This is a genomic window from Polaromonas sp., from assembly GCF_012927455.1.
Taxonomy (GTDB): Bacteria; Pseudomonadota; Gammaproteobacteria; order Burkholderiales; family Burkholderiaceae_C; genus Polaromonas.
Map to the genome: position 1 here is coordinate 226,670 of NZ_JABBPE010000016.1, position 26,938 is coordinate 253,607.

Sequence of the window (26,938 nt, forward strand, 5' to 3'; positions counted from 1 at the left end):
ATATGGCCCCCACGCTTGTCGCTTCGCGTACTGCGCTGCCCCTCGAGGGGGCTGAGGGCCGCGGCTCCGAGCCTGCCGGCGCAGGCTTGGACGGCACGAAGAGCGGTTGCGTCTCGCAGTCGTGCGGCCTGCAAGGCCTGCGCCTGCGGCCCGGCAAAGCCGGTTCCGCGGCCCCTGCTTGCGAATGCGGGAGCGGGGAAACGCGCGGTCAGTGGTTTCCGGTGATCCCGTTTTACGCCGCATGAAACACATTCCGCGCAAGCGCTTCGGCCAGCACTTCCTGACGGACCGGGGCATTATTGAGGGCATCGTGCAGGCGATTGCCCCCGAGGCGGGCCAGGCCATGGTGGAGATCGGTCCCGGTCTGGCGGCGCTGACCCAGCCGCTGGTCGAGCGGCTGGGCCACCTGACCGTCATCGAGCTGGACCGCGATCTGGCGCAGCAACTGCGCGCGCACCCGCAGCTCACAGTGATTGAGTCCGATGTGCTCAAGGTGGATTTCGGCCAGTTGGCTCGGGACCTGGGCGGCGCAGACAGCCCCGCAATCACGGCGCGGGCAGCTGGCAAGCTCAGAGTCGTCGGCAATCTGCCTTACAACATCTCCACGCCCATCCTGTTTCACCTGCTCGATGCGGTGGACGTGATTGAAGACCAGCACTTCATGCTGCAAAAGGAAGTGATCGACCGCATGGTGGCGGCACCCTCAACCAGCGACTACGGCCGGCTCAGCGTGATGCTGCAGTGGCGCTACGTCATGGACAACGTGCTGTTCGTGCCGCCGCAAAGCTTTGACCCCCCGCCGCGCGTGAACAGTGCCATCGTGCGCATGGTGCCGCGCGCCGCGCCGGCGTCACTGGACGTCAAACTGCTGAGCGAACTGGTGCGGGTGGCCTTCAGCCAGCGCCGCAAGCTGCTGCGCCATACGCTGGGCCATTGGCTGGAGCAGCATGCGTTTTCCGGTCAGTTTGACGTCAAGCGCCGTGCAGAAGAGGTTCCGGTGGCCGAATATGAGGTGCTGGCGCAGCAGGTAGCCGCTGGCGCTGCGCCAGTAGGTGAGCCGCTGCAGCTATAGAAAACATAGCTGCTTACGCCTGTAGGACAAGGGTTACGGGCCCAATCGACCAAAAAAAAGCCCGCTTAGAAACGGGCTTTTTTTCTGGCGCAGCGCATTCAGGCTACGGTTGTGGCTGACAGCGCCTAAGCCGCTGCAAGCCAGTAAGCCGCATTGAACGGGCTGCTCATGCGCAGCGCTAGCGGCGATATATCTATCAGTTTGTCGGTAGGCATGGGTTCTGCACCTTCTGCGACTACCTGCTGGGCCTCATTCGCCCGATCCCCTTGGCCGATGTCTGGGGAGCGGGCTACAGAAAAGAATAAAAGCATCTGAACGGAATCTTTCGATCCGCCCAGTAGTCCGCGGCATCCCTGAAGATGTCCAGCAGTTGCTCGCGCGCTTCTTTGTCAAACTTGGCATGCGCCGGAATCTGTTCAAGCACGACGATAAAGCCGGGCTGCGGGCCTGATTTGTGGACCAGGTCCGTCATGCAGTCGTAAAGTGCATCGAAGTTTTTGCCGAAATGTGCCGGGAAGGTGTACTGGGCCGCGATCATGTCCAGAATGTCCTGCTTGCTCTGGGCATTGCCCAGGTTGGCATACAGGAAATGCTGGTTCAGTTGCGTCGCGGCGTCTTGCAGTTCCTGCACGCGAAAAGCGCGTATCGACTGCACGATGTTTGACCGAACGCCACGCAACGGCGTTTCCGGGTCCTTACGAAGTGGTGTATCCATCTCCGCTACTCTTTCTCTTGGTTCAAAGGTCAAAATAACAACCACAATACAAGTTAATGAACGATTCTGCGAAAACTCGCATAGTGATCGTCGGTGTAATAACAGACATCGGGTGCGGCCGGTTTCAAGCCGCCACACACAATGCGCCTGGCACCCCGGCTACGCTCCCCTGGCGTTCTGACGGTGTATTCAAGGTAGTAAGGGCGATTTTTGGCGGGAAGAATTCGTTCCCGGTTGCCAAATACCACGCCGTCCTTGTCGTGCCGGAATGGTCCACCCTGGTAAATCAGCGTCATCATGTCGCGCCCTTGCGGAGGTAATTGGGCTGCGGAAACCGAGTCAACCGGACCCAGAAAGGACGGCGATCTGGCTTGCACCAAACTGGAGCCTAAACTGGCAAAACCGAACAATCCGACCGAACCGAGCACGCAGGCCAACCGCCCAGCGGCCACCACCCGATGCCAACGTTCCCAACCCTTGCGCAACATGAAAATGCCTTTCGTGAAACCAAGGCCAACCCTCCAATTTTCCGGGGTTAACCCTTGATTTCAAGTACTGTAGTTTGCCGCACAGCGGAAAAAAAAGCAAGGCCTTGCTGAAAATGTAGGCACTGGACAGCGCAAACCCAACTTTACTATGTTAGTACTCGCTGCCAGTATTTCCCTTATCGCGCGGCGTTGGCGTCCGCCACTGTCAGCGCGGTCATATTGACAATACGGCGCACCGTGGCCATGGCGGTCAGAATATGCATAGGTTTGTTGGCGCCCAGCAGCACGGGGCCAATGGCGATATTGCCGCCTGCCGCAACCTTGAGCAGGTTGTAGGAAATATTGGCGGCATCGATATTGGGCAGCACCAGCAAATTGGCTTCGCCGGTCAGCGCGCTGTTGGGCATGATGGCGCTTCGGCCATCGGCGTCCAGCGCGATGTCGCCATGCATTTCGCCGTCGACTTCCAGCCACGGGGTGTTTTCGCGCAGCAGTTCCAGCACGCGGCGCATCTTCAGCGCGCTCGGCTGGTTGGACGAGCCGAAGTTGGAATGCGACAGCAAGGCGGCCTTGGGCTTGAGGCCGAAACGCATCATTTCCTCAGCGGCCATTGTGGTGATTTCGGCCAGTTGCTCGGCCGTTGGGTCGTAGTTGACATGGGTATCGACCAAAAATACCTGACGACCCGGCAGCATCAGCCCGTTCATGCAGGCATAGGTGTGGACACCCTCGCGCTTGCCAATCACCTGGTTGAGGTAGTCCAGGTGGTGCGAGGTGGTGCCCCAGGTGCCGCAGATCAGGCCGTCCACGTCGCCCTTGTGCAGCAGCATGCCCGCGATCAGCGTGAGGCGCCTGCGCATTTCAATCTTGGCGATCTGCACGGTGATGCCGCTGCGTTCCATCATGCGGTGGTAGGTTTGCCAGAAGTCGCGGTAGCGCCTGTCCTGCTCGACATTGACCACGTCGTAATCGAGTTCTTCCTTCAGCCGAAGGCCAAACTTGGCAATGCGCTGGGCAATGATGGCCGGGCGGCCAATCAGCGTAGGCCGCGCCAAACCCTCGTCCACCACGATCTGGCAGGCACGCAGCACGCGCTCCTCTTCACCCTCGGCGTAAGCCACGCGTTTGCGGGTGGCCGATTTGGCGGCCGCAAATATTGGCTTCATCAACGTACCCGAGGCATAGACAAAACTCTGCAGCCGCTCGCGGTAAGCGTCCATGTCCTGCACCGGCCGCAGCGCCACGCCGCTGTCAGCAGCGGCTTTGGCCACCGCCGGCGCAATCTTCATCATCAGACGCGGGTCAAACGGCTTCGGAATCAGGTAGTCGGGGCCGAACGCCAGCGGTTCGCCCAGATAGGCCGCAGCCACCACTTCGCTTTGCTCGGCCTGCGCCAGCTCGGCAATCGCATGCACGGCGGCAATTTCCATCTCGATAGTGATGGTGGAGGCGCCGGCGTCCAGCGCACCGCGGAAAATGTAGGGAAAGCACAGGACGTTGTTGACCTGGTTCGGGTAGTCGGCGCGCCCGGTTGCCATAATGGCGTCATCGCGCACCTTGCGTACCTCCTCAGGCGTGATTTCCGGGGTTGGATTGGCGAGCGCGAAAATGATGGGCTTGTCCGCCATTTTCCTGACCATGTCAGCCTTGAGCACGCCGCCGGCCGACAGTCCCAGGAAGATGTCCGCGCCTTCGATGACTTCGGCCAGCGTGCGTGCCGGCGTGTTTTGCGCAAACTTGATCTTGTCTTCGTCCATCAGCTCGGTGCGGCCTTCATAGACCACGCCGGCAAGATCCGTCACGAAAATATTCTCGCGCGGAATGCCCAGCTTGAGCAGCAGCTTGAGGCAGGCCAGTGCCGCCGCACCGGCGCCCGAGGTCACCAGTTTGACCTTGGTCGGATGCTTGCCAACCACCTTCAGCGCATTGAGCATGGCCGCTCCCACGGTGATCGCCGTGCCGTGCTGGTCGTCGTGAAACACCGGAATCTTCATGCGCTTGCGCAGCTCGCGTTCGACATAAAAGCAATCGGGCGCCTTGATGTCTTCAAGGTTGATGGCGCCAAAAGTCGGTTCCAGCGAAGCAATGATATCGACCAGTTTGGCCGGGTCTTTCTCGTCGATCTCGATGTCGAACACATCGACCCCGGCGAACTTCTTGAACAGCACCGCCTTACCCTCCATCACCGGCTTGGACGCCAGCGGGCCGATGTCACCCAGGCCTAGCACCGCCGTGCCATTGGTGATCACCGCCACCAGGTTGCCGCGGCTGGTGTATTTGAAGGCGGCATTCGGATCCTTGACGATTTCCTCGCAGGGCGCCGCCACGCCGGGCGAGTAGGCCAGCGACAGGTCACGCTGATTGGTCAACTGCTTGGTCGCGGCGATGGCCAGTTTGCCGGGCTTGGGAAATTCGTGGTATTTGAGCGCGGCACGGTGCAGTTCAGCGCGTTTTTCGTCACGCTCCGGGTCGATGTCAACGGGCGCAGCAGCAGGGGGGGTGAGCATTGAAAGTGTCTCCAGCTAAGACGGTCAGTGCGGCCGTCAACTCTTTATACGGTTTGCAATTGTAGGCCGCAGCGTGTCCGCTACAGGCGCATTACCCACCGTGCCAGGGCAAGGTGCTTATGCCTTTTTCACACAAATGGCGGCATACCGGGCTGTCGGCAGCCCGGTGGCGTCCGTTAGATGCCGCATGCCGCGGCTGGACGGCCACAGGCATTACTCGCGAAGAAGCTGCAGGGGTTAACCCGAATTGAATAAAGGTTGTACCCGCCATAAAATTGGTTGCACTTTCTTTTAAATCAGGTGCAACCATGCCCACAGTCACGCTCGGCCTCAAGGTTGACGAAGCGCTTCGAACCCGTATCCGCGAAGCCGCCACCCTACAGGGCCGGACACCGCACTGGCTGATCAAGCAAGCGGTCCTGCAGTATGTGGACAGCCTGGAACGGGGCTTGTTGCCGCCGGGTGCATCAGGCGCAACCGGCTTATCAGCCCTGACTGAAACGGATGACGCCGACGCGCTGGCGCCGCCGGCCAATGCGGACGCTTTGGCGCAGCCCTTCCTGGACTGGGCGCAAAACGTGCTGCCGCAGACCGATCTGCGCGCCGCCATCACCGCCGCCTGGCACCGGCCCGAAGCCGAATGCCTGCCGATGCTGGTGCAACTGGCGCACACCGCCGACGCCGCCCAGCGCAGCGCCATCGAAGCGCTCGCCAGCCGGCTGGTAGAAGGTCTGCGCGGCAAGAAAGACGCCGGCGGCGTCGAAGCGCTGGTTCAGGAATTTTCGCTTTCCAGCCAGGAAGGCGTGGCGCTGATGTGCCTGGCCGAGGCGCTGCTGCGCATTCCCGACAACGCCACGCGCGACGCGCTGATCCGCGACAAGATCAGCCGTGGCGACTGGCATTCACACCTGGGCAATTCGCCGTCGATGTTTGTCAACGCCGCGGTCTGGGGGCTGATGCTGACCGGCAAGCTGACCGCCACCAGCAGCGAAAAAAGCCTGGCCGCCTCGCTTACGCGGCTGATCGGCAAGGGTGGCGAGCCACTGATCCGCCAGGGCGTGCACCGCGCCATGAAGCTGATGGGCGAGCAGTTCGTCACGGGGCAAACCATCTCCGAAGCGCTGGCCAACAGCCGCGCGCTGGAAAAAGTCGGCTTTCGCTATTCCTACGACATGCTGGGCGAGGCCGCCACCACCGAGCTGGACGCGGAACGCTACCTGGCCTCCTACGAGCAGGCCATCCACGCGATTGGCAAGGCTTCGCACGGTCGCGGCATCCACGAAGGGCCGGGCATTTCGGTCAAGTTGTCGGCGCTGCATCCGCGCTACAGCCGGGCCCAGCGCGAGCGCGTGATGGCCGAGCTGCTGCCCCGGCTTTTAAAACTCACGCTGCTGGCGCGTCAATACGACATCGGCCTGAACATCGACGCCGAGGAAGCCGACCGGCTGGAACTCTCGCTCGACCTGCTCGAAGGTCTGTGCTTTGCCCCGGCGCTCAGGGGCTGGAACGGCATCGGCTTTGTGGTGCAGGCTTATCTAAAGCGCTGCCCTTACGTGATCGACCATGTGATCGATCTGGCACGGCGCAGCGGCCACCGGCTGATGCTGCGCCTGGTCAAAGGCGCTTACTGGGACAGCGAGATCAAGCGGGCGCAGCTAGATGGACTCGACGGCTACCCGGTTTTCACGCGCAAGGTGCATACCGACGTCTCGTATCTCGCCTGCGCGCGCAAGCTGCTGGCCGCGCCCGACGCCGTTTATCCGCAGTTTGCCACCCACAACGCGCAGACCGTCTCGGCGATTTACCACATGGCCGGTAACAACTACTACAGCGGCCAGTACGAATTCCAGTGCCTGCACGGCATGGGCGAGCCGCTCTATGAACAGGTCACCGGCAGCGTAGGTGCCGGCAAGCTGGGCCGCCCTTGCCGCGTGTATGCCCCGGTGGGCACGCACGAAACGCTGCTGGCTTACCTGGTGCGCCGCCTGCTCGAGAACGGCTCCAACACCTCGTTCGTCAACCGCATCGGCGATGCCAGCGTGCAGGTGGCCGAGCTCGCCCTTGACCCGGTAGCCGAGGCGCGGCAAATCGAGCTTGAAGCCGGCCAGCTGGGCGCGCCGCACCCGAAAATTCCGCTGCCGCGCCAGCTGTTTGCCGACCTGGGCGCGCAGTCGCGCCTGAACTCGGCTGGCCTGAACCTGGCGAATGAGCAGCAGCTGGCATCGCTCGCGGCCGGCCTGCTGCGCAGCACGCAAGGCACCTACACAGCTGCGGCCAGCGTCGCCGCCATGCCCGACCTGCCTGATGCACTCGATGTAAACCCGAGCAGTGCCGACGGCTGGCAAGCGGTGCGGAACCCGGCCGACGCGCGCGACGCCGTCGGCTGGGTGCGCCCGGCCAGCGCAGAAGAAGTCGAGCTGGCGCTCAGCCGCGCCGCCCGCGCCGCGCAGATCTGGCAGGGCACGCCGCCCTCGGCGCGCGCCGCCTGCCTGACGCGCGCGGCCGACCTGCTGGAGCAGCGCACGCAAAGCCTGCTCGGTCTGATCGTGCGCGAAGCCGGCAAGTCACTGCCAAACGCGATTGCCGAGGTGCGCGAGGCGGTCGACTTTTTGCGCTACTACGCCGCCCAGGTCGCGGCCACCTTCGACAACGACTCGCACCGCCCGCTCGGCGTGGTGCTGTGCATCAGCCCGTGGAATTTCCCGCTCGCCATCTTCACCGGCCAGGTCGCCGCGGCGCTGGCCAGCGGCAACTGCGCGCTGGCCAAACCGGCCGAGCAGACGCCGCTGATAGCCGACGTGATGGTGAAAATCCTGCACGAAGCCGGCGTGCCGCCCGACGCCGTGCAACTGGTGCCCGGCAGCGGCGAGGCCGTCGGCGCGGCGCTGGTGGCGCACCCGCTGGTGGCCGGTGTGATGTTCACCGGCTCGACCGAGGTGTCGCGCCTGATTGCGCAGACGCTGGCGCGCCGCCTCAGCCCGCAGGGCCGCTGCATCCCGCTGATCGCCGAAACCGGTGGCCAGAACGCACTGGTGGCCGACTCGTCGGCGCTGGCCGAGCAGCTGGTCGGCGACGTGCTGGCCTCGGCTTTTGATTCGGCCGGCCAGCGCTGCTCGGCGCTGCGCCTGCTGTGCATTCAGGAAGACGGCGCCGAGCGCGTGATCGAGATGATCAAGCAGGCGATGCACGAATGGGTCATGGGCAACCCGGACCGCATGCACACCGATGTCGGCCCAGTGATTGATGAGGACGCGCGCATGCAGATCGAGCAGCACATTGCCCGGATGCAGGCCGCAGGCCAGCGCGTCACCCGCATGGCGCGCGACGAAAGCGCCGGCCAGGGCCATTTCGTGATGCCCGCGCTGATCGAGATCGACCACATAGGGCGGCTGGAACGCGAAGTGTTCGGCCCGGTGTTGCATGTGCTGCGCTACCGCCGCGAGCAGCTCAGCGAAGTGCTGGACGCGATCAATGCCACCGGCTACGGCCTGACCTTCGGCGTGCACAGCCGCATCGACGAAACCATTGCCCTGGTGACGCAAAAGGTGCAGGCCGGCAATATTTACGTCAACCGCAATGTGATTGGCGCGGTGGTTGGCGTGCAGCCCTTCGGCGGCATGGGTCTGTCGGGCACCGGACCCAAGGCGGGCGGTCCGCTTTATCTGTACCGCCTGCTGCAGGCAAGCCCGGCGCAGGGCAATCTGGCACTGGCCGCGCTGCCGGCCATGCCGGTTAGCCGGACAGCCCCGCCAGCCAGCGCGGGCAACCCGGCTGAGTCGCCGGTCCTGCGCGCCCTGCAGAGCTTGAGCACGGCCTTGCAAGGCGGCGAATTTTCAGCGCTGGCGGGTTGGCAAGGCAGCGACGCCTCCCTTCGGGCCGTTGCCGCCTGCGAAGCCTACCGCGCCTACAACGTGCTCGGCCAGGTCTTCACCCTGCCCGGCCCGACCGGTGAATTGAATCGATACCAGTTGCTGCCGCGCGGCGTGGTCTGGGCCGCACCGCAGACCGCACTCGGCCTGGTGCATCAGGTGGCAGCGGCGCTGGCCAGCGGCAACCCGTGCTGGCTGGAAGCGCCCGCGCCCGACAGCGCGGTGGCGCAGGCCCTGGCGGCGCTGCCCCCCGAGGTGCAGGCTTTTGTTCAGCAACGCAGCGCCGCGCAGTTGCTGGACGAGCCGCAGCTCAGCGCCCTGCTGTTCGAAGGCGATGGCGATGCGCTGCAAGCCCTGCTGCCGCGCGTTGCCGAGCGTGCCGGCGCCCTCGTCCGTGTCGAAAGCCTGAGCCCGGCGCAACTGGCTGCCGGCGCGCTTTATGACGTGAGCGCGCTGATGCATGAGCAAAGCATCAGCACCAACACCGCAGCGGCCGGCGGCAACGCGCAGCTCATGACGATGGACTGAGCGCCGGCGTTTTCGCCGCATTTTTAGAACTTTTCCCCCACGGCCGCCCTGTTATCCCAGGACGGCTGGGCGCTCCATGCCTACCGGCAGGGCCGGCGCCAATTTTTGACCCCGTTCCACCTTGAGGAGACATTCATGAACTTTACCGATCCCACCGTGATCATGTTCGGCATTTACCTGTTCGCCATGCTGTTCATCGGCTTTTTGGGCTACCGCGGCACCGACAACCTGGACGACTACATCCTGGGCGGGCGCAGCCTGGGCAGCTTCGTCACGGCGCTGTCGGCGGGGGCCTCCGACATGAGCGGCTGGCTGCTGATGGGCCTGCCCGGCGCGATTTACCTTTCGGGCCTGAGCGAAGCCTGGATCGCTGTCGGTTTGGTCATCGGCGCCTACCTCAACTGGCGTTTCGTCGCCGCGCGGCTGCGCCTGTATACCGAGCGGGCTGGCAACGCGCTGACGCTGCCCGACTACTTCGCCAACCGCTTTGAGGACAAGGCCAACCTGTTGCGCATCCTCACCACCGTGGTGATTTTGGTGTTCTTCACCGTTTACTGCGCCTCGGGCGTGGTGGCTGGGGCGCGGCTGTTCGAGAACATGTTTGGCCTGCCTTACCAGACCGCGCTGTGGGTGGGCGCTGCCTGCACCATCGCCTATGTGTTCATCGGCGGCTTTCTGGCCGTGAGCTGGACAGACACCATCCAGGCGTCCTTGATGATCACCGCGCTGATCGTGGCGCCGGTGGTGGCGTACTTCGCCGTGACCGGCGGCCTGCAGCCGGCGCAGTCGATTGCCGACCTGGTGGAGCCAGCCAAGCTGGACATGATGAAGGGCGCCTCCTTCGTCGGCATCGTCTCGCTGATGGCCTGGGGCCTGGGTTACTTTGGCCAGCCACACATCCTGGTGCGCTTCATGGCCGCCGAATCGGCAGCGACCATTCCGGCCGCGCGCCGCATCAGCATGACCTGGATGATCCTGTGCCTGGCCGGTGCGGTAGCAGTCGGTTTCATCGGCATTCCGTATTTCCTGGCGAACCCGGGCGGCGCGCTGGCGGTGAACGCCAATTCCGAAACCGTCTTCATTGAGCTGGCCAAGCAATTGTTTAACCCCTGGATCGCTGGCCTGCTGCTGGCCGCCATCCTGGCCGCCGTAATGAGCACGCTGTCGTGCCAGCTGCTGGTCAGCGCCAGCGCGCTGACCGAGGACATATACCGCACTTTCCTGCGCAAGAACGCCGGCCAGACCGAACTGGTATGGGTCGGCCGCGCCATGGTGATGGCGATTGCATTGATCGCGATCATGATTGCCGGCGACCCGCAGGCCAAGGTGCTCGGCATGGTGAGCTACGCCTGGGCCGGCTTTGGCGCGGCTTTCGGCCCGGTCATCATCTTGTCGCTGTTCTGGCCGCGCATGACGCGCAACGGCGCACTGGCCGGCATCCTCGTCGGCGCCGTGACGGTGGTGGTCTGGAAACAAAATGCCTGGCTCGGCCTGTACGAGATCGTTCCCGGCTTCATCTTCGCCTGGCTTGCCACCGTGGGGGTGAGCCGCCTCGGCCAGCCTTCGGCCACCATGCTGGAAAAGCACCGATCGGTGGAAACCGAGTTGCGCGCCGCGCTGGCCTGAAGCCTGGTCCCGGACAGGCGCCGCCGGGCGCCGTCCTCAGCCGGCCTGCAGCACCACCTGTTTTGACTGGGCCATGCGCTGCGCCGTCTGCCTGCCTGACAGCACAAAACCGCGCTGCACACCGGCATCAGCGAGAAATTTGCGTCGGTCGGAGTTCCAGCCAGCGTGGCGGCCAGCGCCCGGGCGGCGGTCATGATGGGCATGACGTAGGGCAGAGTCATGCCGTGGGCGTACTGCGCATGAATGTGCGACGCGCTGGTCTGGAGCTGGCGGTTGACCACGATGCCGCGCTCGACGTTCAGGCCGGCGGCTTGGGCCAGGCGGGTGTCTGCTCTTAAACCGATAGCGCTCAACACACAGTCTGCCTGCGCGCATGATCAGCACAGGGCGGTCGTTGCCGCTGACGGTGGCGCTCTGCAATTGCGCATGCAGCGCTGCAAAGTCCTCCAGCGAATTGACGCTGAGCACCCGGTCTGCCGCATCGCCCTCGACCGGCACACGAATCGGCTGCGCGCCGGTGGCCAGCATCAGATCGCGAAAGGCCAGCGTTCCGGCCGAAGTGGTCACGCTCCGGGCTGCCGCGTCTATCGTCTGCACGCAGCGGTGGGCCATCAGGGTGACGCCCAAGGTTTCGGCCATTTTTGCGGCCGGCGTGCTGATGAGCTGGGCGGGCAGGCGGCACTGCGCGAAAGCGTTGGACAAGGACGGCTTGGCGTAAAAGTCGCGCTGTCCAGCTTGCGAAATTCACGCACCGTGGTCCAGCCAGCCAGGCCGGCGCCAACCACTAAAAGGGGCCGGGCGTGCATTGGCGTCATGTCGAAGCCCCCGCCAGGGCCGGCGAAGCCTTAGCCTGACGGCCCCAGCGCTGCCAGGCTTTTTCATGAAAGAAAAAGGCAAAGGCTTGCACCGTGGGCTCCAGCAGGCTGAGCGTCAGCGACAGCAAGAAGTTGCCGGTAACCGCGTAAGCCACCAGGGCCGCGACCGTGACGTGCAGCAGGTAATAGGTGGCAGTTTTTTTCAGGGTAGGCAAATTGTCACGGGCAAACTTGACCATCATCAACTCCTCAAAAGCAATTAAAAACAGGACACCAGGCCGAACCGCTCGCGCTTGACGTCACGATCTAGATCTCGACCACTTCAAAGTCCGCCTTGGCCACGCCGCAGTCCGGGCAGGCCCAGCTGTCGGGAATATCGGCCCAGCGCGTGCCGGCACTCACGCCGTCTTCCGGGCGGCCGGCCGCTTCGTCGTACACAAAGCCGCAAACGATGCAAAGATAGGTTTTCATGGGTTTTCTTCAAAAATAACTATAAAAAGTGTTTCTAGCCCAATAGGGACGGGCGCAAGCAGCTATTAATACGATAGCAGATGGCAACCTGGCTTCACGCCGCCTGACCGCTCACCTGGGCCAGCCTGGCCTGGTAATGCCGGGCATGGCGCTCTTCCACCCGGGCCAGCGCGGCAAAACGCTTCTGCGCTTTTTCCAGCGTGGCCCTGAACAGCGCCGCGTGCGCTTTGGACTCGGCGATCTGTTCGTCCATTTCAGCCACAGCCGCCGCCTGGCCTTCAGCCTCGGCGGTGGCGCGAAAGCCCGGGTACGTCTCGCTGTACTCGTAGGTTTCGCCGTCAATCGCCAGTTGCAACGCCCTGGCCGGCGTCATCGTGACTGCGGGGTAGAGTAGGTCGAGGTGACCAAAGGCGTGCATCACTTCCTGCTCGGCGGTCTCTTCAAACGTGCGCGCCGTGTCTTCGTCACCGGCTGCGCGCGCCAGCCTGGCGAAGTAACGGTACTTGAGGTGGGCCATCGACTCGCCGGCACAGGCGGCTTCGAGGTTGGCCAGGGTCTTGATCTCGGGGCGTGTGCTCATTCGCGAACTCCAGCGGATAGGGTTAACTGATTGAAAGATAGTCAATGGTAGAAAATTTCTATCTAAAAGGCTAATTGGAATTAACTAATCGATTTATAGAAACTATTAACGGCCTCCAATTGATTGCGGGCAAGGCTGAGGCCGCTGCAGCCGGAGCCCCATCGCCTGCCGCTGATGTGCGCCGCGCATCAAGGACGTTGCTGGATGTCTTGATACCGCGAATACGTTTGAAGCAGAAAACCAGCCCGGCAAGTGACTTTGAGTTAAAGATGGGCTGAAAAAGACCACACTTCTGTGCTAAATCAAAGACTCGTTTGTGGATGTATCAAATGCCTACATGGATGCAAAAACCCACATTGCTGCTCCAAGGCAACAGAAATAAATGATTCATTTCATCTTGTGGCGCACGCCACGCTGCGGCGCCTGGCCGCTTTCCCGGTGCTGCTGCTGGGTCTGAGTGCTGGCGCGCAGGCGCAAGCCACATCGAAGCCCCCGACCACGGCTGCATCGCCAGCAGCCGGCACAACATGACCCAGCGCTTTCTGGGCGGCAGCGCGGGCTGGATGAACCCGTCGCGCAACGTCGACAACGGCGAGCACGAGGTGGTGGCGTTGGGCCGCGACGGCAAGGAGCGCTTTCGGCTCGGGTCGAACGGCCAGCAGACCGGGCAAGTCAATATCCGACTGGCGGCGACGACAGGCACCAACGGCGCGCTGCATGTGGCCGATTCGCAAAACTTCCGGGTCCAGAAATTCGATTCAAACGGGAATTTTTTGCTCGCCTTCGGCGCAAGCGTGCTGGCTATCAGCAAAGCAGTGGGCGCGCAGTGGCAACGCCCTGCAAAACCACCTCAACTTCCGGTCACGCCGCGATAGGCCTCGCGGGTAGTGTGCGGCACCGACGCCAGCAGTTGCGCATACGAGGTCTGGTGGCGCACCTGCATGCGCGCTGAGGCAATGGTTTTTGATTTGCAAAACCAATGGCAGCTGTGCTGCATCAGATATAGCTCGGCCGACATCGCGAAGGCCTTGTCTTTGGGCGTGCGCTGCAAGCTGTTCTGCGCGGCACTGCCGAGGCCCTGCGCATGCACGCGCAAGAGCTTGCGCAGGTCAAAGGTCGCAGCCGGAAACAGCTTGTCGGCAAAAGGAATGGACAGCGGCAGTTTGCTGACGCGCGCCTCCTGCTCGGGGACGGTGGAAAACTCGGCGACGAAGCTGTTGAACTGCTCACTGAGCTTGCTCTCGGTGCTGTCCAGCAGATGCCAGATCTGCTCGCGCCGCTCGACATCGGTTTCTCCCAGTGCGCGCAGGTAGCCCGCGGTCAGGCTTTCCATCAGTTTCTCAATCTGGTACTTGCCCAGATGGCTGCCCAGCAGGGCGATGCGCCGGCTTGAATTTCTCGCTCTGAGCACGTAAGCGCCGATGGCGATCAGCATCGCCAGTACAAAAATTTCCATGTCTGCTTTTTGTTTGGAGGTGGTTGGACTATCAGCAAAGTGTAGTCACACCGTCGACGTTGGGCTTTCATGCGCTGGTTTGCGGATGCAACTGCCAGCCCTGACTGCTGCGCAAAAGCTGGCCTGCACGCTGACGCAGAAATTGTGAAAGACATCACGGTAAGGGACAGAACATGATGTCTGTCGTTAGCAATTTGTATCGCACGAAACGTAAACTCACAAAACTTGCTGTTGTAGGTCCACTAGTGAAATTTCGGCATTTTTTTTGTTTTTTTTTGGAAAGTGACAGCAATGAAACGAACTCATGATTTGAGTTGGCCTGCCGTCGTGCTGGCAACCAGTTGCCTTGCCGCCTGCTGGACCACACAGGCGCAGGAGTTGAACAAAAGCGCAGCCATCGCTCTCAAACCCGCCGATTTCCAGCAGTGGCGACTTGCTGCCGCGCCACCCCATCCCGTAGACAACAAGCCCAGCGCCGACCGCGTGGCCCTTGGGAAAATGCTGTTTTTTGATCCGCGCGTTTCCCGCGACGGCAATATGTCGTGCGCCACCTGCCATAGCCCGGCTTTTGGCTGGTCTGACGGCCTGCCCACCGGCCGCGGTTTTCAGAGCCAACTGCTAAGCCGGGCTACGCCGACGATCGTGAATACCGCTTACAACACCATCCAGATGTGGGACGGTCGCAAGAAAACCCTGGAAGACCAGGCAATCGGGCCGCTCGAAGCGAGCCCCGAGATGAACACCGATCTGGAACGCTTCTTCGCCTGGATCAACGAAAACGATGGCTACAAGAAAGCCTTTGCGAAAGCCTACCCGGCAGAGCCCATCGGTACCGAAACATTTAAAAAAGCAGTAGCGTCCTATGAGCGCACCGTGATCAGCCGGACATCGCCGTTTGACCGCTGGATTGCCGGCGACAAGAAGGCCATGACGGCACTGCAGTTGCGCGGCCTGGCGCTCTTCGTCGATCCGGTCAAAGGCAACTGCGTGGCGTGTCACGCCGCTCCAAATTTCACTGACAACGGTTTCCATAATCTGGGACTGGCCTCTTTCGGCAATGAAAGCCCTGATCAGGGCCGCTTTGCCCACAAGAAAGTCGCAGCGCTGAAAGGCGCTTTCAAGACACCGACCTTGCGCGACATCGAACGTACCGCACCGTATTTTCATGATGGCTCGGCCAAAACCCTGCTGGATGTCGTCGAACACTATGACCGCGGTGGCGAGGTGAAAACAAATCTGTCGTCCAACATGAAGCCGCTGCATTTGACGGCTCAGGAAAAAGAAGAACTGGTCGGCTTCATGAAGGCCTTGAGCAGCCCACTGACGCCAACCAGCTTCCCGCAACTGCCGCCGAACTGATCATGGGAACAGCCGTCCTGACTTCTCCCATGGCGGCGCGCTGGCGGCTTTCGTCGTTTTCAGGCAAAACCGGCTGGCGCGCAAAGATTCGCCTGTTTGCCGCCGTCGTCACCTTCAACACGGTGCTGGTCGGCGTTGTCGGTGCGCTGGCCATCGGCTACATGAACCGGTCCACGCGCGACGCAATCGACCGCGCCAATGCCGACGCTGGCGCGGCGTCGAGCGCCCGCGTGTCGGTCATCGGCATAGACCGGGCGCAAGCGCGCCTGATCGCCGCCAGCGAACCCAAGTCGGTTCGCATCGAGGCAGTTGCCGCCATACGCGCTGCCGCTTATCTGGACGACAACCTGCAGGCGCTGGAAAAAGCATTGCCTGGCGACCCGCTGGTCAAGCAGCTGGTCAGCCTGAACACTGAAATCACGTCGACGAGAATGTCCTTAATCAAGGCGGCAAGGGCGCAAGACCCTGCAACCGCCCAGGAACTCAGCATCAAGAGCAGCGCCACGATCAAGCAGATCGAAGAGCTGTCCGAAGCTATCTACACTCAGCAACAGACCGCGCTGGCAGCGGAAGTCGCCTCTACCGAACGCACCGGCCAGCAAGCCATCGTGGCGCTGGGCATTTTCACCCTGCTCAGCATCGTCATCGCGGCCCTGGCCTGCGCCAAATTTTCCAGGCTGCTTGCCAAGTCGATCGGCAACCTGCAGGGCGGCGAAGAAGCACTCAGTGGCAACGCCGCTCACGTGGCGCGAATTGCCGAGGATATTTCGGAATGCGACGCGCGCACCGGCGCAGCGGTCGGCGAGATAGAAGCCGGCATGCAAGGCGTTGATGCGGCAACGCAAAGATCCGAGCAACAACTCCACGAGGCCATCGAGCACATCCAGCGCATGGTAGACGCGGTGATTCAAAACGCGACAAGCGTGTCGCGGATTTCTGGCGACTTTCAGTCCATGCGCAGCGATATACAGGGCGCCGTCGCCATCACGCAGGGGCTACAGCAGTCGGTCGGAAAAATCAACATGATTGCCGGCACCATCTCCGATATCTCCCGGCAGACCAATATGCTGTCGCTGAACGCGGCCATTGAAGCCGCACGCGTTGGGGAAATGGGCCGGGGCTTTGGCGTGGTGGCGGCCGAGGTGCGCTCACTGGCCCAGCGTACGCAGCAGGCGACGACCGAAATCCTCAAGATCGCGTCCAGTATCGATACCGAATTCGGCGTGGCCACAACCTCCTTGAGCAGCTCCGCGGCGAAAGCCAACGGCTACACCGGGCAACTGACAGACGTGGTCAGCAAATCCGACCAGACCGCGCAATTGAGTTCGACCGCAAAAGCGAAGATGGACGCGGTCGCGCAGGAGATGACTTTGCTGCGCCGGGCGATCAACACGATTGAATCCCAGTTGACCGAGGTGCAGGCCACCACGGAACAAAGCTTTGTGCAGACTTCCGAGATGCAGAAAGTTTCCTTGGCCTTGTCGCGTTCGGCCGATGCGCTGGGCTTGCTGGCCGAGAACCTGAAACTTTAAAAACTTTTAACTACGGACTTCCGAATTTTCAACGGAAAAAATATGAAACATGACATTCGCCTGGCCTTTATTTTCGGACTGTTGCTAGTCTCTGCCTCCTTGCACGCCAAAGACTTCGAAGTGTCCCAGAAGGACAAGAAATTCTCCCGGAGCACCTTGACCGTGAAGGTCGGGGACGCCGTGAGTTTTAAAAACGAAGACGCTTTTGCGCATAATATTTTCTCTTTGTCCGATACGAAAACTTTCGATCTCGGCTCTTACCCATCGGGGCAGGCCAAAAAAGTTGTCTTCGACAAGCCCGGCATGGCCGAGATTGAATGCGCCATTCATCCCGACATGACAATGGTGGTCGAGGTTCAGAAATGAAGCGCTGGATAGTCCTGGTGCTGGCCGGCCTTATCGGTCATGGCGCGGCCGCGGCAGCCGACGCCGGCGTGGCCTCTGATGGCGACTTTCCGCCCAAAGCATCGCCCGAGGCGATGGTTTACCGCGGCAACATTGTCTACAGCAACTACTGTGTCTTGTGTCATGGCGTGAAAGCCGATGGAATGGGGCGGGCGGCCAAAATCTACAATCCAAAGCCGTCCAATTTGGCCATGAGCGACAAGAACGTCCAGTACAAGGAATTGATAATCAGGCAAGGCGGTGCTGCGCTGGCCCGCTCCAAGTTCATGCCGCCGTGGAACGATGAACTCACCAACGAGCAGGTTTCCGATGTCGTTGGATTTTTGGAATCATTGAAGACCGCTGCTCGATAAAGAGGTGGTTTGCCGGCACCAGCGGTTCGCGGGCACAACGCGTGCGTGAAGTGGTGGAAGAAAACCGGAAACTTGCCCGGTGACCGCACCGCCAGTTTTCCACCTGCTTGCCGGCCCAAACGGCGCAGGCAAATCGACGCTGTACGCGCCTTGATGAAAGACGGACACATCAACGCCGAGTTGACTTCGTGAACGCCGACCTGTTTGAGCGACCCCCTGCAACACATCACTTACCCCGAGCAGCGCTCAAAGGCAGCCCGCGACTGGGCTGATGCGCCGCGAACAGCCAGGCTTTCGGCGCGCGAGTCATTCGTCAGCGAAGCGGTTTTTTCCCACGAGTCCAAGCTGACTTTGATTGAAGAAGCGGTCCCACATGGTTTCGTGGTCGCGCTGTATGTGGTGGCGCTTGACGATCCCCAGCGCTTGCTCGCACGCATTCAGCAGCGTGTGCGCGAAGGCGGTCATGACGTGCCGCCGGACAGGATTTTGGCTCGCTACCCGCGCACACTGATCAATTTAAGCAAAGCGCTTGGTTTGGCTGCTGCGGCTTATCTGTATGAGTCACGGGAGCTGGACGATGGCGGGCCACACATGGTGGCGATATGCAAGGGTGGGAAAGTGACAGCATTTGTTGAGTCTTTGCCGCAGTAGGCGCAAAGACGGTTGGATGATCTGGTGCCGAAGCGGATCAATCCGCAAACTCGGGTGACGATCAGGCAGCCGCAAACCGACTTCGAAGATACGCAATGATCTTCTCCGAGTCGTAAAGCCACTGGCTATTTCCAGCCGCATCGGTAATCTTTAAACAAGGTACTTTGGCTTGCCCGCCTTTCAGAGTCAACTCTTCCCGGTCGGTGCTAGGGTGTTGCGCGTCAATGCGCTTGATATTGAGCGAAAGCCGGTTGATTTCCTGCCGCACCTTCATGCAGAACGGGCAAGTCTTGTATTGATACAAAGCCAGGCTCTGGCATTGCAGATCGGCACTTTGCTGCGCGGCCTGCGCGCGAACAATACCTTTAGGCTGGCTCAGTTTTTCCTTAAACAGCATCACCGGGCCGAGAACGACGCGCAGGGTTCTGAAGAACGTTCTGATAATAATTTTCATAGCGGATTTTAAGGGGCGTTAAAAATGCGTTGAACTGACCAGCGGTTAACCCGCCATCAACGCCTCAATCTCGTCCGCCTTCACCGGCACGCCCCGCGTCATCAACTCGCAGCCCTTGGCCGTCACCAGTGCATCGTCTTCAATGCGTATGCCGATGTTCCAGAATTCTTTCGGCACGCCCTTGGCGGGGCGCACATAAAGGCCGGGCTCCACCGTCAGCACCATGCCTGGCCGCAAGATGCGCGGTGGTTTTTTCATGACGAGTTGGCCCAGCGCGTCTTTCTCTTCGCGTGGGCGGCTGCCGGGCTCGGTGTAGTCGCCGCAGTCGTGCACGTCCATACCCATCCAGTGGCCGGTGCGGTGCATGTAGAACTGGCGATAGGCGCCCGACTCGAGCACGTCATCGACCTTGCCGTGCTTGGCTTTTGGCAGCAGGCCGCAGTCCAGCATGCCTTCAATCAGTACGTGCGTGGCGGCCTCGTGCGGATCGGTAAAGCGCTTGCCGGGTTTGATGGCCTTGATCGCCGCTTCTTGCGAGGCCTGCACGATGTCGTAGAGCCGGCGCTGGGCGGGCGTGAATTTGCCGCCGGCCGGAAAGGTGCGCGTGATGTCGCTGGCGTAGCCGTCGAGCTCGCAGCCCGCGTCAATCAGGCAGAGCTGGCCGGCCTGCAGTTCGCTGTCGCCTGCGCGGTAATGCAGGATGCAGGCGTTGGCGCCGGCCGCGACGATGCTGGTGTAGGCCGGAAACTGCGCGCCGTGGCGGCGAAACTCGTGCAGTAGTTCGGCTTCAAGGTGGTATTCGCGCAGCCCGCCTTTGCTGGCCTTGCGGTCGCCGCGCAGCCGGGCGGCCGAGGTCTGCATGGCGCGCACATGGGCGCCGGCGGAAATCTTGCCGGCACGGCGCAAGATCGCCAGCTCGTGGCTGTCTTTCATCAAGCGCATTTCATCGAGCAGCTGGCACAGGTCGTGCTGGCTTTGCGGGCATTCAGCGCCATAGCGCACGCGCGCGCGCACCTTGCCCAGCCAGCCATCGACCTGGCTTTCCAGACCCTGGTGCGTGGCAAACGGAAACCACACGGCGTTCTGGTTGGCCAGCAGCGCGGGCATTTTTTCGTCGAGTGCGTCAACGCTGAAGGCCGCGTCCACACCCAGCTGGGCCGGCGCGGCTTTCGGGCCGAGCCGTAGACCGTCCCAGATTTCGCGTTCCAGATCCTTGGGGCGGCAAAACAGCGTGCTTTGGGAGGTTTTGCCGTTGGCTTCAATCACCAGCCAGGCGCCGGGTTCGCTGAAACCGGTCAGGTAATAAAAATAGCTGTCGTGGCGGTAGGGAAAGTCGCTGTCGCGGTTGCGTTGCAGTTCGGGCGCGGTCGGCAGCAAGGCGATGCCGCCGCCGGCGGCTTTCAGGGCGCGCGCGACAGCGGCGCGGCGTTTGGCGTAAATGGCAGAGTTCATGAGGCGTGAAATTCCTTGGTGGTGGGTTCGGCTGGGCTTCAGCGGCTCTGGTTGAGAGCGGCCAGCCGCTCTGGCGTGCCCACGTCCGTCCATGCGCCTGAATATAGCGCCGCACTGACGCGGCCGCACTGCATGGCCTGGCGTAGCAGCGGTGCCAGTGCGGCCTTCTGGCCCACCGGCGTGTTCTTGAACAGCGAAGGCCGGTAAAGGCCTATGGTGCTATAGGTGAATTTTTGCGCCGCCTGGTCCAGCGCCAGACCGTCTGCCGACAAACCGAAGTCGCCTTTGAGGTTGTGCGGCGGATTGGCCACCAGGTAAATGTGCGCCAGCGCGCCGGATGTGGCAAAACGCGCGGCGTCTTCTGGCGAAAAGGTGAACGCTGGCGCGTAGACATCGCCCGCCAGCAGCCAGAACGGCGTGTCGTTTTTCAAGCTGTCAGCCATCAGCGGCAGCGCCGTGGCAATGCCGCCTGCGGTTTCCAGTGCGCCGCCAAAGCGCGCGCCTTCATGCGAGTAATTGATGCGCAGACCCCAGGCGCTGCCGTCGCCGAGCGTCGGCGCAAACTGCTGCTCCAGCCACGCCGTGTTGATGGTCACATCGAGCACGCCGGCGCGCGCCAGATTCTCCAGATGCCAGGCGATCAGCGGCCGGCCCTGCACGCTCAACAGCGGCTTGGGGCAGTGGTCGGTCAGCGGGCGCATGCGTTCGCCGCGGCCGGCGGCAAGAATCAGGGCTTGAGGAGTCATGGTGCTGGCGATTATCCTCTTTTAGCAACAAAATAGCGTTGTAGCCTAAGTAATACGGGCGTAAGCAGCTATTGAATTTATAGCAGACAAAAGACCGGTAGGGTCTGGCGCGGGCCTGCGCCGTAGCGCCAAGGACACACCCAACCGCAGGCTGTTTGTCGCCGCACGCAGCCGCATCCGAGGCGCCGCCAGGCGCATCCCGTAAAATCAGGGGTTTCCCCGTGTTGGCCGGTGTTGCGCGAAATGCGCCATGGCTTGCCAGTCTCGGGCGCTGCGACCTTCACACCCTGGACTTCAAGCAATGGCTGACATCACCCCATCCCTCATGGCCAATTCCATACGCGCGCTGGCCATGGATGCTGTGCAACAAGCCAATTCCGGCCACCCTGGCGCGCCCATGGGCATGGCCGATATAGCCGTCGCCCTGTGGGACCGCCACCTCAAGCACAGCCCGCAGAATCCGCACTGGATGGACCGCGACCGCTTCGTGCTGAGCAATGGCCACGGCTCCATGCTGCTGTACGCGCTGCTGCACCTGACCGGCTACAAGCTGCCGATGAGCGAGCTTCAAGCCTTCCGCCAGCTGCACAGCAAAACCCCCGGCCATCCTGAACTGGGCTACACCCCCGGCGTGGAAACCACCACCGGCCCGCTCGGCCAGGGCCTGAGCAATGCCGTCGGCATGGCACTGTCTGAAAAGCTGCTGGCCAAGGAATTCAACCGCGAAGGCCATGCGGTGGTTGACCACCACACGTATGTCTTCCTCGGTGACGGCTGCCTGATGGAAGGCATCAGCCACGAAGCCAGCGCGCTGGCCGGCGCCTGGAAGCTGAACAAGCTGATTGCGCTGTACGACGACAACGGCATCTCGATTGACGGCCAGGTCGCGCCCTGGTTTATCGACAACACGGCGCTGCGTTTTACCGCCTACGGCTGGAACGTGATCGGCCCGATCGACGGCCACGACACCGAAGCCGTTTCCGTGGCCATTGGGCAAGCCCAACAGAGCGCCGACAAGCCCACGCTGATCATCTGCAAAACGCACATCGGCAAAGGCTCGCCAAACCGCGCCAACACCGCCAAGGCGCACGGCGAACCACTGGGCGCCGAGGAAATCAAGCTGACGCGCGAGGCGCTAGACTGGCCGCACGCGCCCTTTAAAATTCCGCAGGAAAGCTACGACGCCTGGGACGCCAAGGCCAGGGGCCTGAGCGCCGAAGCGGCCTGGGACGCCAAGTTTGCCGCCTACAAAGCTGCGCACCCGGCGCTCGCAGCCGAGCTGCTGCGCCGCATGAAAGGCGACTTGCCCAAGAGTTTCTCGCAGCTTGCCGTTGACACCGTGATTGGCGCGCACACCAAGGCCGAAACGGTGGCCTCACGCAAAGCCTCGCAGCTGGCGCTTGAAGCCTTCACCGCCGGCCTGCCCGAACTGCTGGGCGGCTCGGCTGACCTGACCGGCTCCAACCTGACCAACACCAAGAGCACGCCCAGCTTGCGCTTTGACCTGAACGGTGAGGTGGTGCAGACACCCGACTCCAACGGCGTGAGTGTCGGCGGGCGCCACATCAACTACGGCGTGCGCGAATTCGGCATGGCCGCGATCATGAACGGCATCGCGCTGCATGGCGGCTTCATCCCCTACGGCGGCACTTTTCTGACCTTCAGCGACTACTCGCGTAACGCCATCCGCATGGCCGCGCTGATGAAGCTGCGCGTGGTGCATGTGTTCACGCACGACTCGATCGGCCTCGGCGAAGACGGCCCGACGCACCAGTCCATCGAACACGCCGCCAGCCTGCGCCTGATCCCCAACCTGGATGTGTGGCGCCCGGGCGATACTGCCGAAACCGCCGTGGCCTGGGCCGTGGCGCTGCAAAACAAGAACAAGCCAACGGCGTTGTTGCTAAGCCGGCAAAACCTGCCCTACGCACCGAAAGATGATCTCGGCCAAATCAGCAAGGGCGCTTACGTGCTGGCCGAGCCTAACGAAGTCGGTCTCAACAAGAAGGCGCAAGCCGTCATCATCGCCACGGGTTCTGAAGTGCAGCTGGCGCTGAAAGCGCAAGAGCTGCTGGCGACCTACAAGATCGCCGTGCGCGTGGTTTCCATGCCCAGCACCACCACCTTTGACAAGCAAAAACCTGCCTACAAATCCGAAGTGTTGCCCGAAGGCATTCCGCGCATCGCCGTGGAAATGGGCGTGACCGACGGCTGGTGGAAATACGGCTGCGCCGCCGTCGTTGGCATCGACAGCTACGGCGAATCGGCGCCCGCGCCCGTGCTGTTCAAGCACTTCGGCTTCACGCCGGAAAATGTAGCCGACACCGTGCGCAAGGTATTGTCAAAGAAATAATTCCTTTCTGGCTGAAGCAGCTGAAGGGGCGATTGAAAAGTTAACTTACAGGAGCACTCGCAAATGACCATCAAACTAGGTATCAACGGCTTCGGCCGCATCGGGCGCAACGTGTTGCGCGCCGCCGTGCAAAACTTCAGTGACATCGAGATCGTCGGCATCAACGACCTGCTCGAACCTGACTACCTCGCCTACATGCTGCAGTACGACAGCGTGCACGGCCGCTTCAAGGGCGAAGTCAGCGTTGAGGGCAACACCCTCATCGTCAACGGCAAGAAAATTCGCCTGACGCAAGAGCGCGACCCGGCCAACCTGAAGTGGAATGAAGTCGGCGCCGACATCGTGCTTGAAGCCACCGGCCTGTTCCTGGACAAAGCCTCGGGCGAAAAACACCTGACTGCCGGTGCCAAAAAGGTCATCTTCTCGGCACCGTCGAAAGACGCCACCCCGATGTTCGTTTTCGGCGTCAATGAGAAGACCTACAAGGGCGAAGCCATCATCTCCAACGCCAGTTGCACCACCAACTGCCTGGCTCCGGTGGTCAAGGTGCTGAACGACAAATGGGGCATCAAGCGCGGCCTCATGACCACCGTGCACGCCGTCACCGCCACGCAAAAAACCGTAGACGGCCCAAGCAACAAGGACTGGCGCGGCGGCCGTGGCATTCTGGAAAACATCATTCCTTCATCCACCGGCGCCGCCAAAGCGGTCGGCGTGGTGATTCCCGAGCTCAACAAAAAGCTCACCGGCATGAGCTTTCGCGTGCCGACTTCCGACGTGTCGGTGGTCGACCTGACGGTGGAGCTCAACAAGGAAGCCAGCATGAAGGAAATCTGCGCCGAGATGAAAGCGCAAAGCGAAGGGGCCCTCAAAGGCATTCTGGGCTACACCGAAGACAAGGTGGTGGCCACCGACTTCCGCGGCGATGCCCGCACCTCTATCTTTGACGCCGACGCCAGCATCGCGCTGGACAGCACATTTGTGAAGCTCGTCGCCTGGTACGACAACGAATGGGGTTACTCGAACAAGTGCCTGGAAATGGTGCGGGTTGTGTCGAAGTAAGCACGGCTTGTGTCAAATGGAACGCGCCTTCGGGCGCGTTTTTTGTTGCGCGCTGCCTTGTTGCCCGGCCGCCAGCGAAGCATCGCGAAACGGGCGGCATGCCGGCGCTGGCCCGGGACGACGGCGTCCCAGGAGTTCAACGGTACCGCCTGCATTGCTAAGCATTACTTAACTCTAGCTGTAGGCTGATTAAGCGACATTTCAGAAGCACCGTCCTAGAATGAATCGTCCGCCAAAACTCCCAAAACACTCTACCCAAGGTTTTCGCGTTACGGCATCAATCCCTGCTTTCACCTCATGGAGTCCGCCAATGCGCCGCCAATCCCTGTTAGTCAGCATTTTTTTCACCGCGCTCGCGGTCTTCTCGCCTGCCAGCTTTGCCGCCTACCCGGACAAGCCGATACGCCTGATTGTGCCGTCTGCCGCGGGCGGCGCGCCCGATGTGCTGATGCGCGCGCTGGCCGCGCAGTTGTCGGTGCAGATGGGCGTACCTTTCGTCATTGACAACAAGCCGGGCGGCTCCTACACCATAGGCACCATGGACCTGGTGCGCTCGCCGCCGGATGGCTACACGCTGGCTTACGGCAACGTCGTGTCCCTGGCGACCAACCGCTCGCTGCTGCCCAACGTTCCCTATGACATCGACAAGGACCTGACGCTGATCTCCAACGCCGTTCGAGTGGTCAACCTGATGGTCGTGAACAACAACGTTCCGGTCAAAACCGTCCAGGAACTGATCACCTACGCCAAGAAAAACCCGGGCAAGCTGGCCTTTGCTTCTGATGGCAACGGCACCACGGCCCATCTGGGCGTCGAGCTGTTCAAATCGATGACCAACACCTACATGCTGCATGTGCCCTACAAGGCTGCGACGTCGGGGCTCACCGACCTGATGGGCGGCGGCGTGCAGCTCATGATGATCAACTCGCCGGTGGCCGGGCCGCATGCCCAGGCCGGCCGCGTGCGGGCACTGGGCATTTCGGGCAGCCAGCGTTCCAGCACCTATCCCGACATTCCAACGATTGCCGAATCCGGGGTACCGGGCTTCGAGGTCGTGGCCTGGGGCGGCCTGATGGGACCGGCCAACATGCCGAAAGAGCTCGTTACCCGCCTGAACACTGAGATCCGTACGGCGCTGGCGCATCCCACCGTCAAGGAACGTTTCAAGGCGTTGGGCGCGGAGACCGACCCTAGCACGCCCGAGGCGTTTCGGGAACTATCGCGGCGTGAAACTGAAAAGTGGGCACGCGTGGTCAAGTTCTCGGGCGCCAAGGTCGACTGATGACCGGTTTTCAAATGAAACAGCACCAGCACCCATGAGCCCGTGGAAGGCCGCAGAACCCGGCGACCGGCTCGAGGCGGTGGACACGCCCGCGCTGGTGCTTGACCTCGATGCGTTTGAACGCAACCTGCAGCGCATGGCCGACAGCCTCAAGGGCCGCCAGGTGCGCCTGCGACCGCATGCCAAATGCCACAAGACCCCCGAGATAGCGCTGCGGCAGATCGCCCTGGGCGCTGTCGGCATCTGCTGCCAGAAGGTGAGCGAAGCGGCGGTGTTTGTGGCGGCGGGCGTTGGCGATGTGCTGGTCACCAACCAGGTGATGGGCGCCACCAAGCTGCGCCGCCTGATGGAACTGGCGCGCCGAGCGCGCATGGGCGTGCTGGTTGACCACCCCTTGCAAGTGCAGGCACTGGCTGCGGCCGCCCGGGCGCACAGCGTCACGCTCGATGTGTATGTCGAAGTGGACGTGGGCGCGCAGCGCTGCGGCGTTGCGCCGGGCGCCGAGGCCGCGCAACTGGCCCGCCAGGTGGCTGCGTCGCCGCCATTGCGCTTTGCCGGTCTGCAGTGCTACCACGGCCCGGCGCAGCACCTGCGCACGCCGCAAGAGCGTGCGCTCGCCATTGGGAATGCCGTCGAGCAGGTGCGGCTGAGCCGGGAAGCCATTGAAGGCTGCGCCATCGCGGTCGAGCGCATCACCGGCGCGGGCACCGGCACGTTCTGGCATGAACGGGACTCGGGCGTTTACAACGAACTGCAGGCCGGCTCTTATGTGTTTATGGACCGGGATTATGGCGACAACCAGCACGGCGACGGCGACATTGTTTTTGAGCATGCGCTGTTTGTCAGGACTACCGTGATGAGCCGGTCCACTGCCGAGCGCGCCGTGGTGGATGCCGGCCTGAAAGCCTCCAGCGTGGACTCCGGCCTGCCCACCGTGTGGAAGCGGCCCGAGTTGCGCTATGCAAAGGCCGCCGACGAGCATGGCGTGATCATGACGCCCGATGCCGCTGCTCTTTCTCTGGGCGACGCCCTGTTGCTGGTGCCCGGCCATTGCGACCCTACGGTCAACCTGTACGACGAGTTGGTGTGCCTGCGCGGCGACCGGGTCGAGGCGCTCTGGCCGATAGCGGCGCGCGGCGCGCTGCTCTGAAACCTGAAACGC

Annotated in this window: 24 protein-coding genes and 2 pseudogenes; 14 read left to right on the forward strand and 12 right to left on the reverse strand. The window is 62.0% G+C overall.

Annotated elements, in window-relative coordinates; translation table 11 throughout:
* Positions 1 to 2: 2 nt before the first annotated feature.
* Both HHJ18_RS16125 and rsmA read left to right on the forward strand, forming a co-directional pair.
* Positions 3 to 245 (forward strand): hypothetical protein, encoded by a 243-nt coding sequence (locus HHJ18_RS16125; RefSeq protein WP_296916866.1) that lies wholly within the window; start codon positions 3 to 5, stop codon positions 243 to 245.
* Positions 242 to 1,072: a 16S rRNA (adenine(1518)-N(6)/adenine(1519)-N(6))-dimethyltransferase RsmA gene (gene rsmA / locus HHJ18_RS16130; protein WP_296916867.1), complete on the forward strand. Its 831-nt coding sequence runs from the start codon at positions 242 to 244 to the stop codon at positions 1,070 to 1,072. The genes HHJ18_RS16125 and rsmA overlap by 4 nt, the downstream gene beginning before the upstream one ends.
* Positions 1,073 to 1,361: 289 nt before the next feature.
* On the opposite strand, the gene HHJ18_RS16135 is transcribed toward rsmA, so the two are convergent.
* The 3 genes from HHJ18_RS16135 to HHJ18_RS16145 all read right to left on the reverse strand — a co-directional run bounded on the left by HHJ18_RS16135 (position 1,362) and on the right by HHJ18_RS16145 (position 4,782).
* Complete coding sequence (locus HHJ18_RS16135; RefSeq protein WP_296916868.1) at positions 1,362 to 1,787, reverse strand: barstar family protein; 426 nt, start codon at positions 1,785 to 1,787, stop codon at positions 1,362 to 1,364.
* A 53-nt stretch (positions 1,788 to 1,840) separates the two neighbouring features.
* Positions 1,841 to 2,275: a ribonuclease domain-containing protein gene (locus tag HHJ18_RS16140; RefSeq protein WP_296916869.1), complete on the reverse strand. Its 435-nt coding sequence runs from the start codon at positions 2,273 to 2,275 to the stop codon at positions 1,841 to 1,843.
* A 176-nt stretch (positions 2,276 to 2,451) separates the two neighbouring features.
* Entirely contained in the window at positions 2,452 to 4,782 is a 2,331-nt protein-coding gene (locus HHJ18_RS16145) for an NADP-dependent malic enzyme (RefSeq protein WP_296916870.1), read from the reverse strand.
* Between the two features lie 308 nt (positions 4,783 to 5,090).
* On the opposite strand from HHJ18_RS16145, the gene putA reads away from it, so the two are divergent.
* Together putA and putP are read left to right on the forward strand one after the other, a co-directional pair.
* Positions 5,091 to 9,179, forward strand: a complete 4,089-nt coding sequence (gene putA, locus HHJ18_RS16150) for a trifunctional transcriptional regulator/proline dehydrogenase/L-glutamate gamma-semialdehyde dehydrogenase (RefSeq protein ID WP_296916871.1) — start codon at positions 5,091 to 5,093, stop codon at positions 9,177 to 9,179.
* 135 nt (positions 9,180 to 9,314) lie between these two features.
* On the forward strand, positions 9,315 to 10,805 hold the full coding sequence (gene putP, locus HHJ18_RS16155; protein ID WP_296916872.1) for a sodium/proline symporter PutP: 1,491 nt from the start codon (positions 9,315 to 9,317) through the stop codon (positions 10,803 to 10,805).
* Between the two features lie 296 nt (positions 10,806 to 11,101).
* On the opposite strand, the pseudogene HHJ18_RS21015 reads toward putP, so the two are convergent.
* The 5 genes and pseudogenes from HHJ18_RS21015 to HHJ18_RS16175 all read right to left on the reverse strand — a co-directional run.
* A pseudogene (locus HHJ18_RS21015) lies at positions 11,102 to 11,161 on the reverse strand (hypothetical protein); the annotation flags it as partial.
* A gap of 115 nt (positions 11,162 to 11,276) precedes the next feature.
* Positions 11,277 to 11,507, reverse strand: a pseudogene (locus HHJ18_RS21020) (pyridine nucleotide-disulfide oxidoreductase); the annotation flags it as partial.
* A 109-nt stretch (positions 11,508 to 11,616) separates the two neighbouring features.
* Positions 11,617 to 11,859 (reverse strand): DUF2061 domain-containing protein, encoded by a 243-nt coding sequence (locus HHJ18_RS16165; RefSeq protein WP_296916874.1) that lies wholly within the window; start codon positions 11,857 to 11,859, stop codon positions 11,617 to 11,619.
* Positions 11,860 to 11,926: 67 nt separating this feature from the next.
* Entirely contained in the window at positions 11,927 to 12,091 is a 165-nt protein-coding gene (locus HHJ18_RS16170) for a rubredoxin (protein WP_296916875.1), read from the reverse strand.
* 94 nt (positions 12,092 to 12,185) lie between these two features.
* Positions 12,186 to 12,671 carry a rubrerythrin family protein gene (locus HHJ18_RS16175; protein ID WP_296916876.1) on the reverse strand — a complete coding sequence of 162 codons (486 nt, stop codon included), beginning with the start codon at positions 12,669 to 12,671 and terminating at the stop codon, positions 12,186 to 12,188.
* Between the two features lie 527 nt (positions 12,672 to 13,198).
* Here HHJ18_RS16175 and HHJ18_RS16180 point away from each other — a divergent pair.
* A complete protein-coding gene (locus HHJ18_RS16180) occupies positions 13,199 to 13,546 on the forward strand; it encodes a hypothetical protein (protein ID WP_296916877.1) in 348 nt (115 codons plus the stop codon).
* Here HHJ18_RS16180 and HHJ18_RS16185 read toward each other — a convergent pair.
* Positions 13,522 to 14,127: a hypothetical protein gene (locus HHJ18_RS16185; RefSeq protein ID WP_296916878.1), complete on the reverse strand. Its 606-nt coding sequence runs from the start codon at positions 14,125 to 14,127 to the stop codon at positions 13,522 to 13,524. The two genes, HHJ18_RS16180 and HHJ18_RS16185, sit on opposite strands and share 25 nt — an antisense overlap.
* A gap of 291 nt (positions 14,128 to 14,418) precedes the next feature.
* Between HHJ18_RS16185 and HHJ18_RS16190 the strand changes: the two genes are divergently transcribed.
* From HHJ18_RS16190 to HHJ18_RS16210, 5 genes are all read left to right on the forward strand, one after another.
* Entirely contained in the window at positions 14,419 to 15,486 is a 1,068-nt protein-coding gene (locus tag HHJ18_RS16190; protein WP_296916879.1) for a cytochrome c peroxidase, read from the forward strand.
* A 2-nt stretch (positions 15,487 to 15,488) separates the two neighbouring features.
* On the forward strand, positions 15,489 to 17,018 hold the full coding sequence (locus HHJ18_RS16195; protein WP_296916880.1) for a methyl-accepting chemotaxis protein: 1,530 nt from the start codon (positions 15,489 to 15,491) through the stop codon (positions 17,016 to 17,018).
* Between the two features lie 42 nt (positions 17,019 to 17,060).
* Positions 17,061 to 17,384, forward strand: a complete 324-nt coding sequence (locus HHJ18_RS16200) for a plastocyanin/azurin family copper-binding protein (protein WP_296916881.1) — start codon at positions 17,061 to 17,063, stop codon at positions 17,382 to 17,384.
* Positions 17,381 to 17,776 (forward strand): cytochrome c, encoded by a 396-nt coding sequence (locus tag HHJ18_RS16205; RefSeq protein WP_296916882.1) that lies wholly within the window; start codon positions 17,381 to 17,383, stop codon positions 17,774 to 17,776. The genes HHJ18_RS16200 and HHJ18_RS16205 overlap by 4 nt, the downstream gene beginning before the upstream one ends.
* Positions 17,777 to 17,980: 204 nt before the next feature.
* Positions 17,981 to 18,427 (forward strand): hypothetical protein, encoded by a 447-nt coding sequence (locus HHJ18_RS16210; RefSeq protein WP_296916883.1) that lies wholly within the window; start codon positions 17,981 to 17,983, stop codon positions 18,425 to 18,427.
* Between the two features lie 61 nt (positions 18,428 to 18,488).
* Here HHJ18_RS16210 and HHJ18_RS16215 read toward each other — a convergent pair whose 3' ends face one another.
* From HHJ18_RS16215 to murU, 3 genes are read right to left on the reverse strand one after another with little or no spacing between them, the layout of a single operon-like run.
* On the reverse strand, positions 18,489 to 18,881 hold the full coding sequence (locus HHJ18_RS16215) for a glutathione S-transferase N-terminal domain-containing protein (RefSeq protein WP_296916884.1): 393 nt from the start codon (positions 18,879 to 18,881) through the stop codon (positions 18,489 to 18,491).
* Between the two features lie 45 nt (positions 18,882 to 18,926).
* Entirely contained in the window at positions 18,927 to 20,333 is a 1,407-nt protein-coding gene (locus HHJ18_RS16220; protein WP_296916885.1) for an aminopeptidase P N-terminal domain-containing protein, read from the reverse strand.
* A 38-nt stretch (positions 20,334 to 20,371) separates the two neighbouring features.
* A complete protein-coding gene (murU, locus tag HHJ18_RS16225) occupies positions 20,372 to 21,079 on the reverse strand; it encodes an N-acetylmuramate alpha-1-phosphate uridylyltransferase MurU (protein ID WP_296916886.1) in 708 nt (235 codons plus the stop codon).
* Between the two features lie 301 nt (positions 21,080 to 21,380).
* Here murU and tkt point away from each other — a divergent pair, with 301 nt between their 5' ends.
* The 4 genes from tkt (at position 21,381) to HHJ18_RS16245 (ending at position 26,926) form a co-directional block, all read left to right on the forward strand.
* Positions 21,381 to 23,432 (forward strand): transketolase, encoded by a 2,052-nt coding sequence (gene tkt, locus HHJ18_RS16230; RefSeq protein WP_296916887.1) that lies wholly within the window; start codon positions 21,381 to 21,383, stop codon positions 23,430 to 23,432.
* Between the two features lie 63 nt (positions 23,433 to 23,495).
* Positions 23,496 to 24,494 (forward strand): type I glyceraldehyde-3-phosphate dehydrogenase, encoded by a 999-nt coding sequence (gap, locus tag HHJ18_RS16235; RefSeq protein WP_296916888.1) that lies wholly within the window; start codon positions 23,496 to 23,498, stop codon positions 24,492 to 24,494.
* 310 nt (positions 24,495 to 24,804) lie between these two features.
* The gene (locus HHJ18_RS16240; protein ID WP_296916889.1) at positions 24,805 to 25,776 is read left to right on the forward strand and encodes a tripartite tricarboxylate transporter substrate binding protein; all 972 of its coding nucleotides are present in this window, start codon (positions 24,805 to 24,807) and stop codon (positions 25,774 to 25,776) included.
* A gap of 34 nt (positions 25,777 to 25,810) precedes the next feature.
* Positions 25,811 to 26,926 carry a DSD1 family PLP-dependent enzyme gene (locus tag HHJ18_RS16245; protein ID WP_296916890.1) on the forward strand — a complete coding sequence of 372 codons (1,116 nt, stop codon included), beginning with the start codon at positions 25,811 to 25,813 and terminating at the stop codon, positions 26,924 to 26,926.
* The last annotated feature ends 12 nt before the right edge of the window (positions 26,927 to 26,938 follow it).

What these genes read in the sequence shown, in the direction of transcription:
- HHJ18_RS16195 (WP_296916880.1), top strand. Translation starts at nt 15,489, where the DNA reads ATGGGAACAGCCGTCCTGACTTCTCCCATGGCGGCGCGCTGGCGGCTT.
- HHJ18_RS16205 (WP_296916882.1), top strand. Translation starts at nt 17,381, where the DNA reads ATGAAGCGCTGGATAGTCCTGGTGCTGGCCGGCCTTATCGGTCATGGC.
- HHJ18_RS16145 (WP_296916870.1), bottom strand. Translation starts at nt 4,782, where the DNA reads ATGCTCACCCCCCCTGCTGCTGCGCCCGTTGACATCGACCCGGAGCGT.
- HHJ18_RS16135 (WP_296916868.1), bottom strand. Translation starts at nt 1,787, where the DNA reads ATGGATACACCACTTCGTAAGGACCCGGAAACGCCGTTGCGTGGCGTT.
- HHJ18_RS16140 (WP_296916869.1), bottom strand. Translation starts at nt 2,275, where the DNA reads ATGTTGCGCAAGGGTTGGGAACGTTGGCATCGGGTGGTGGCCGCTGGG.
- tkt (WP_296916887.1), top strand. Translation starts at nt 21,381, where the DNA reads ATGGCTGACATCACCCCATCCCTCATGGCCAATTCCATACGCGCGCTG.
- HHJ18_RS16220 (WP_296916885.1), bottom strand. Translation starts at nt 20,333, where the DNA reads ATGAACTCTGCCATTTACGCCAAACGCCGCGCCGCTGTCGCGCGCGCC.
- rsmA (WP_296916867.1), top strand. Translation starts at nt 242, where the DNA reads ATGAAACACATTCCGCGCAAGCGCTTCGGCCAGCACTTCCTGACGGAC.
- putP (WP_296916872.1), top strand. Translation starts at nt 9,315, where the DNA reads ATGAACTTTACCGATCCCACCGTGATCATGTTCGGCATTTACCTGTTC.
- gap (WP_296916888.1), top strand. Translation starts at nt 23,496, where the DNA reads ATGACCATCAAACTAGGTATCAACGGCTTCGGCCGCATCGGGCGCAAC.
- HHJ18_RS16180 (WP_296916877.1), top strand. Translation starts at nt 13,199, where the DNA reads ATGACCCAGCGCTTTCTGGGCGGCAGCGCGGGCTGGATGAACCCGTCG.
- putA (WP_296916871.1), top strand. Translation starts at nt 5,091, where the DNA reads ATGCCCACAGTCACGCTCGGCCTCAAGGTTGACGAAGCGCTTCGAACC.
- HHJ18_RS16170 (WP_296916875.1), bottom strand. Translation starts at nt 12,091, where the DNA reads ATGAAAACCTATCTTTGCATCGTTTGCGGCTTTGTGTACGACGAAGCG.
- HHJ18_RS16240 (WP_296916889.1), top strand. Translation starts at nt 24,805, where the DNA reads ATGCGCCGCCAATCCCTGTTAGTCAGCATTTTTTTCACCGCGCTCGCG.
- HHJ18_RS16215 (WP_296916884.1), bottom strand. Translation starts at nt 18,881, where the DNA reads ATGAAAATTATTATCAGAACGTTCTTCAGAACCCTGCGCGTCGTTCTC.
- HHJ18_RS16185 (WP_296916878.1), bottom strand. Translation starts at nt 14,127, where the DNA reads ATGGAAATTTTTGTACTGGCGATGCTGATCGCCATCGGCGCTTACGTG.
- HHJ18_RS16125 (WP_296916866.1), top strand. Translation starts at nt 3, where the DNA reads ATGGCCCCCACGCTTGTCGCTTCGCGTACTGCGCTGCCCCTCGAGGGG.
- HHJ18_RS16245 (WP_296916890.1), top strand. Translation starts at nt 25,811, where the DNA reads ATGAGCCCGTGGAAGGCCGCAGAACCCGGCGACCGGCTCGAGGCGGTG.
- HHJ18_RS16200 (WP_296916881.1), top strand. Translation starts at nt 17,061, where the DNA reads ATGAAACATGACATTCGCCTGGCCTTTATTTTCGGACTGTTGCTAGTC.
- murU (WP_296916886.1), bottom strand. Translation starts at nt 21,079, where the DNA reads ATGACTCCTCAAGCCCTGATTCTTGCCGCCGGCCGCGGCGAACGCATG.
- HHJ18_RS16175 (WP_296916876.1), bottom strand. Translation starts at nt 12,671, where the DNA reads ATGAGCACACGCCCCGAGATCAAGACCCTGGCCAACCTCGAAGCCGCC.
- HHJ18_RS16190 (WP_296916879.1), top strand. Translation starts at nt 14,419, where the DNA reads ATGAAACGAACTCATGATTTGAGTTGGCCTGCCGTCGTGCTGGCAACC.
- HHJ18_RS16165 (WP_296916874.1), bottom strand. Translation starts at nt 11,859, where the DNA reads ATGGTCAAGTTTGCCCGTGACAATTTGCCTACCCTGAAAAAAACTGCC.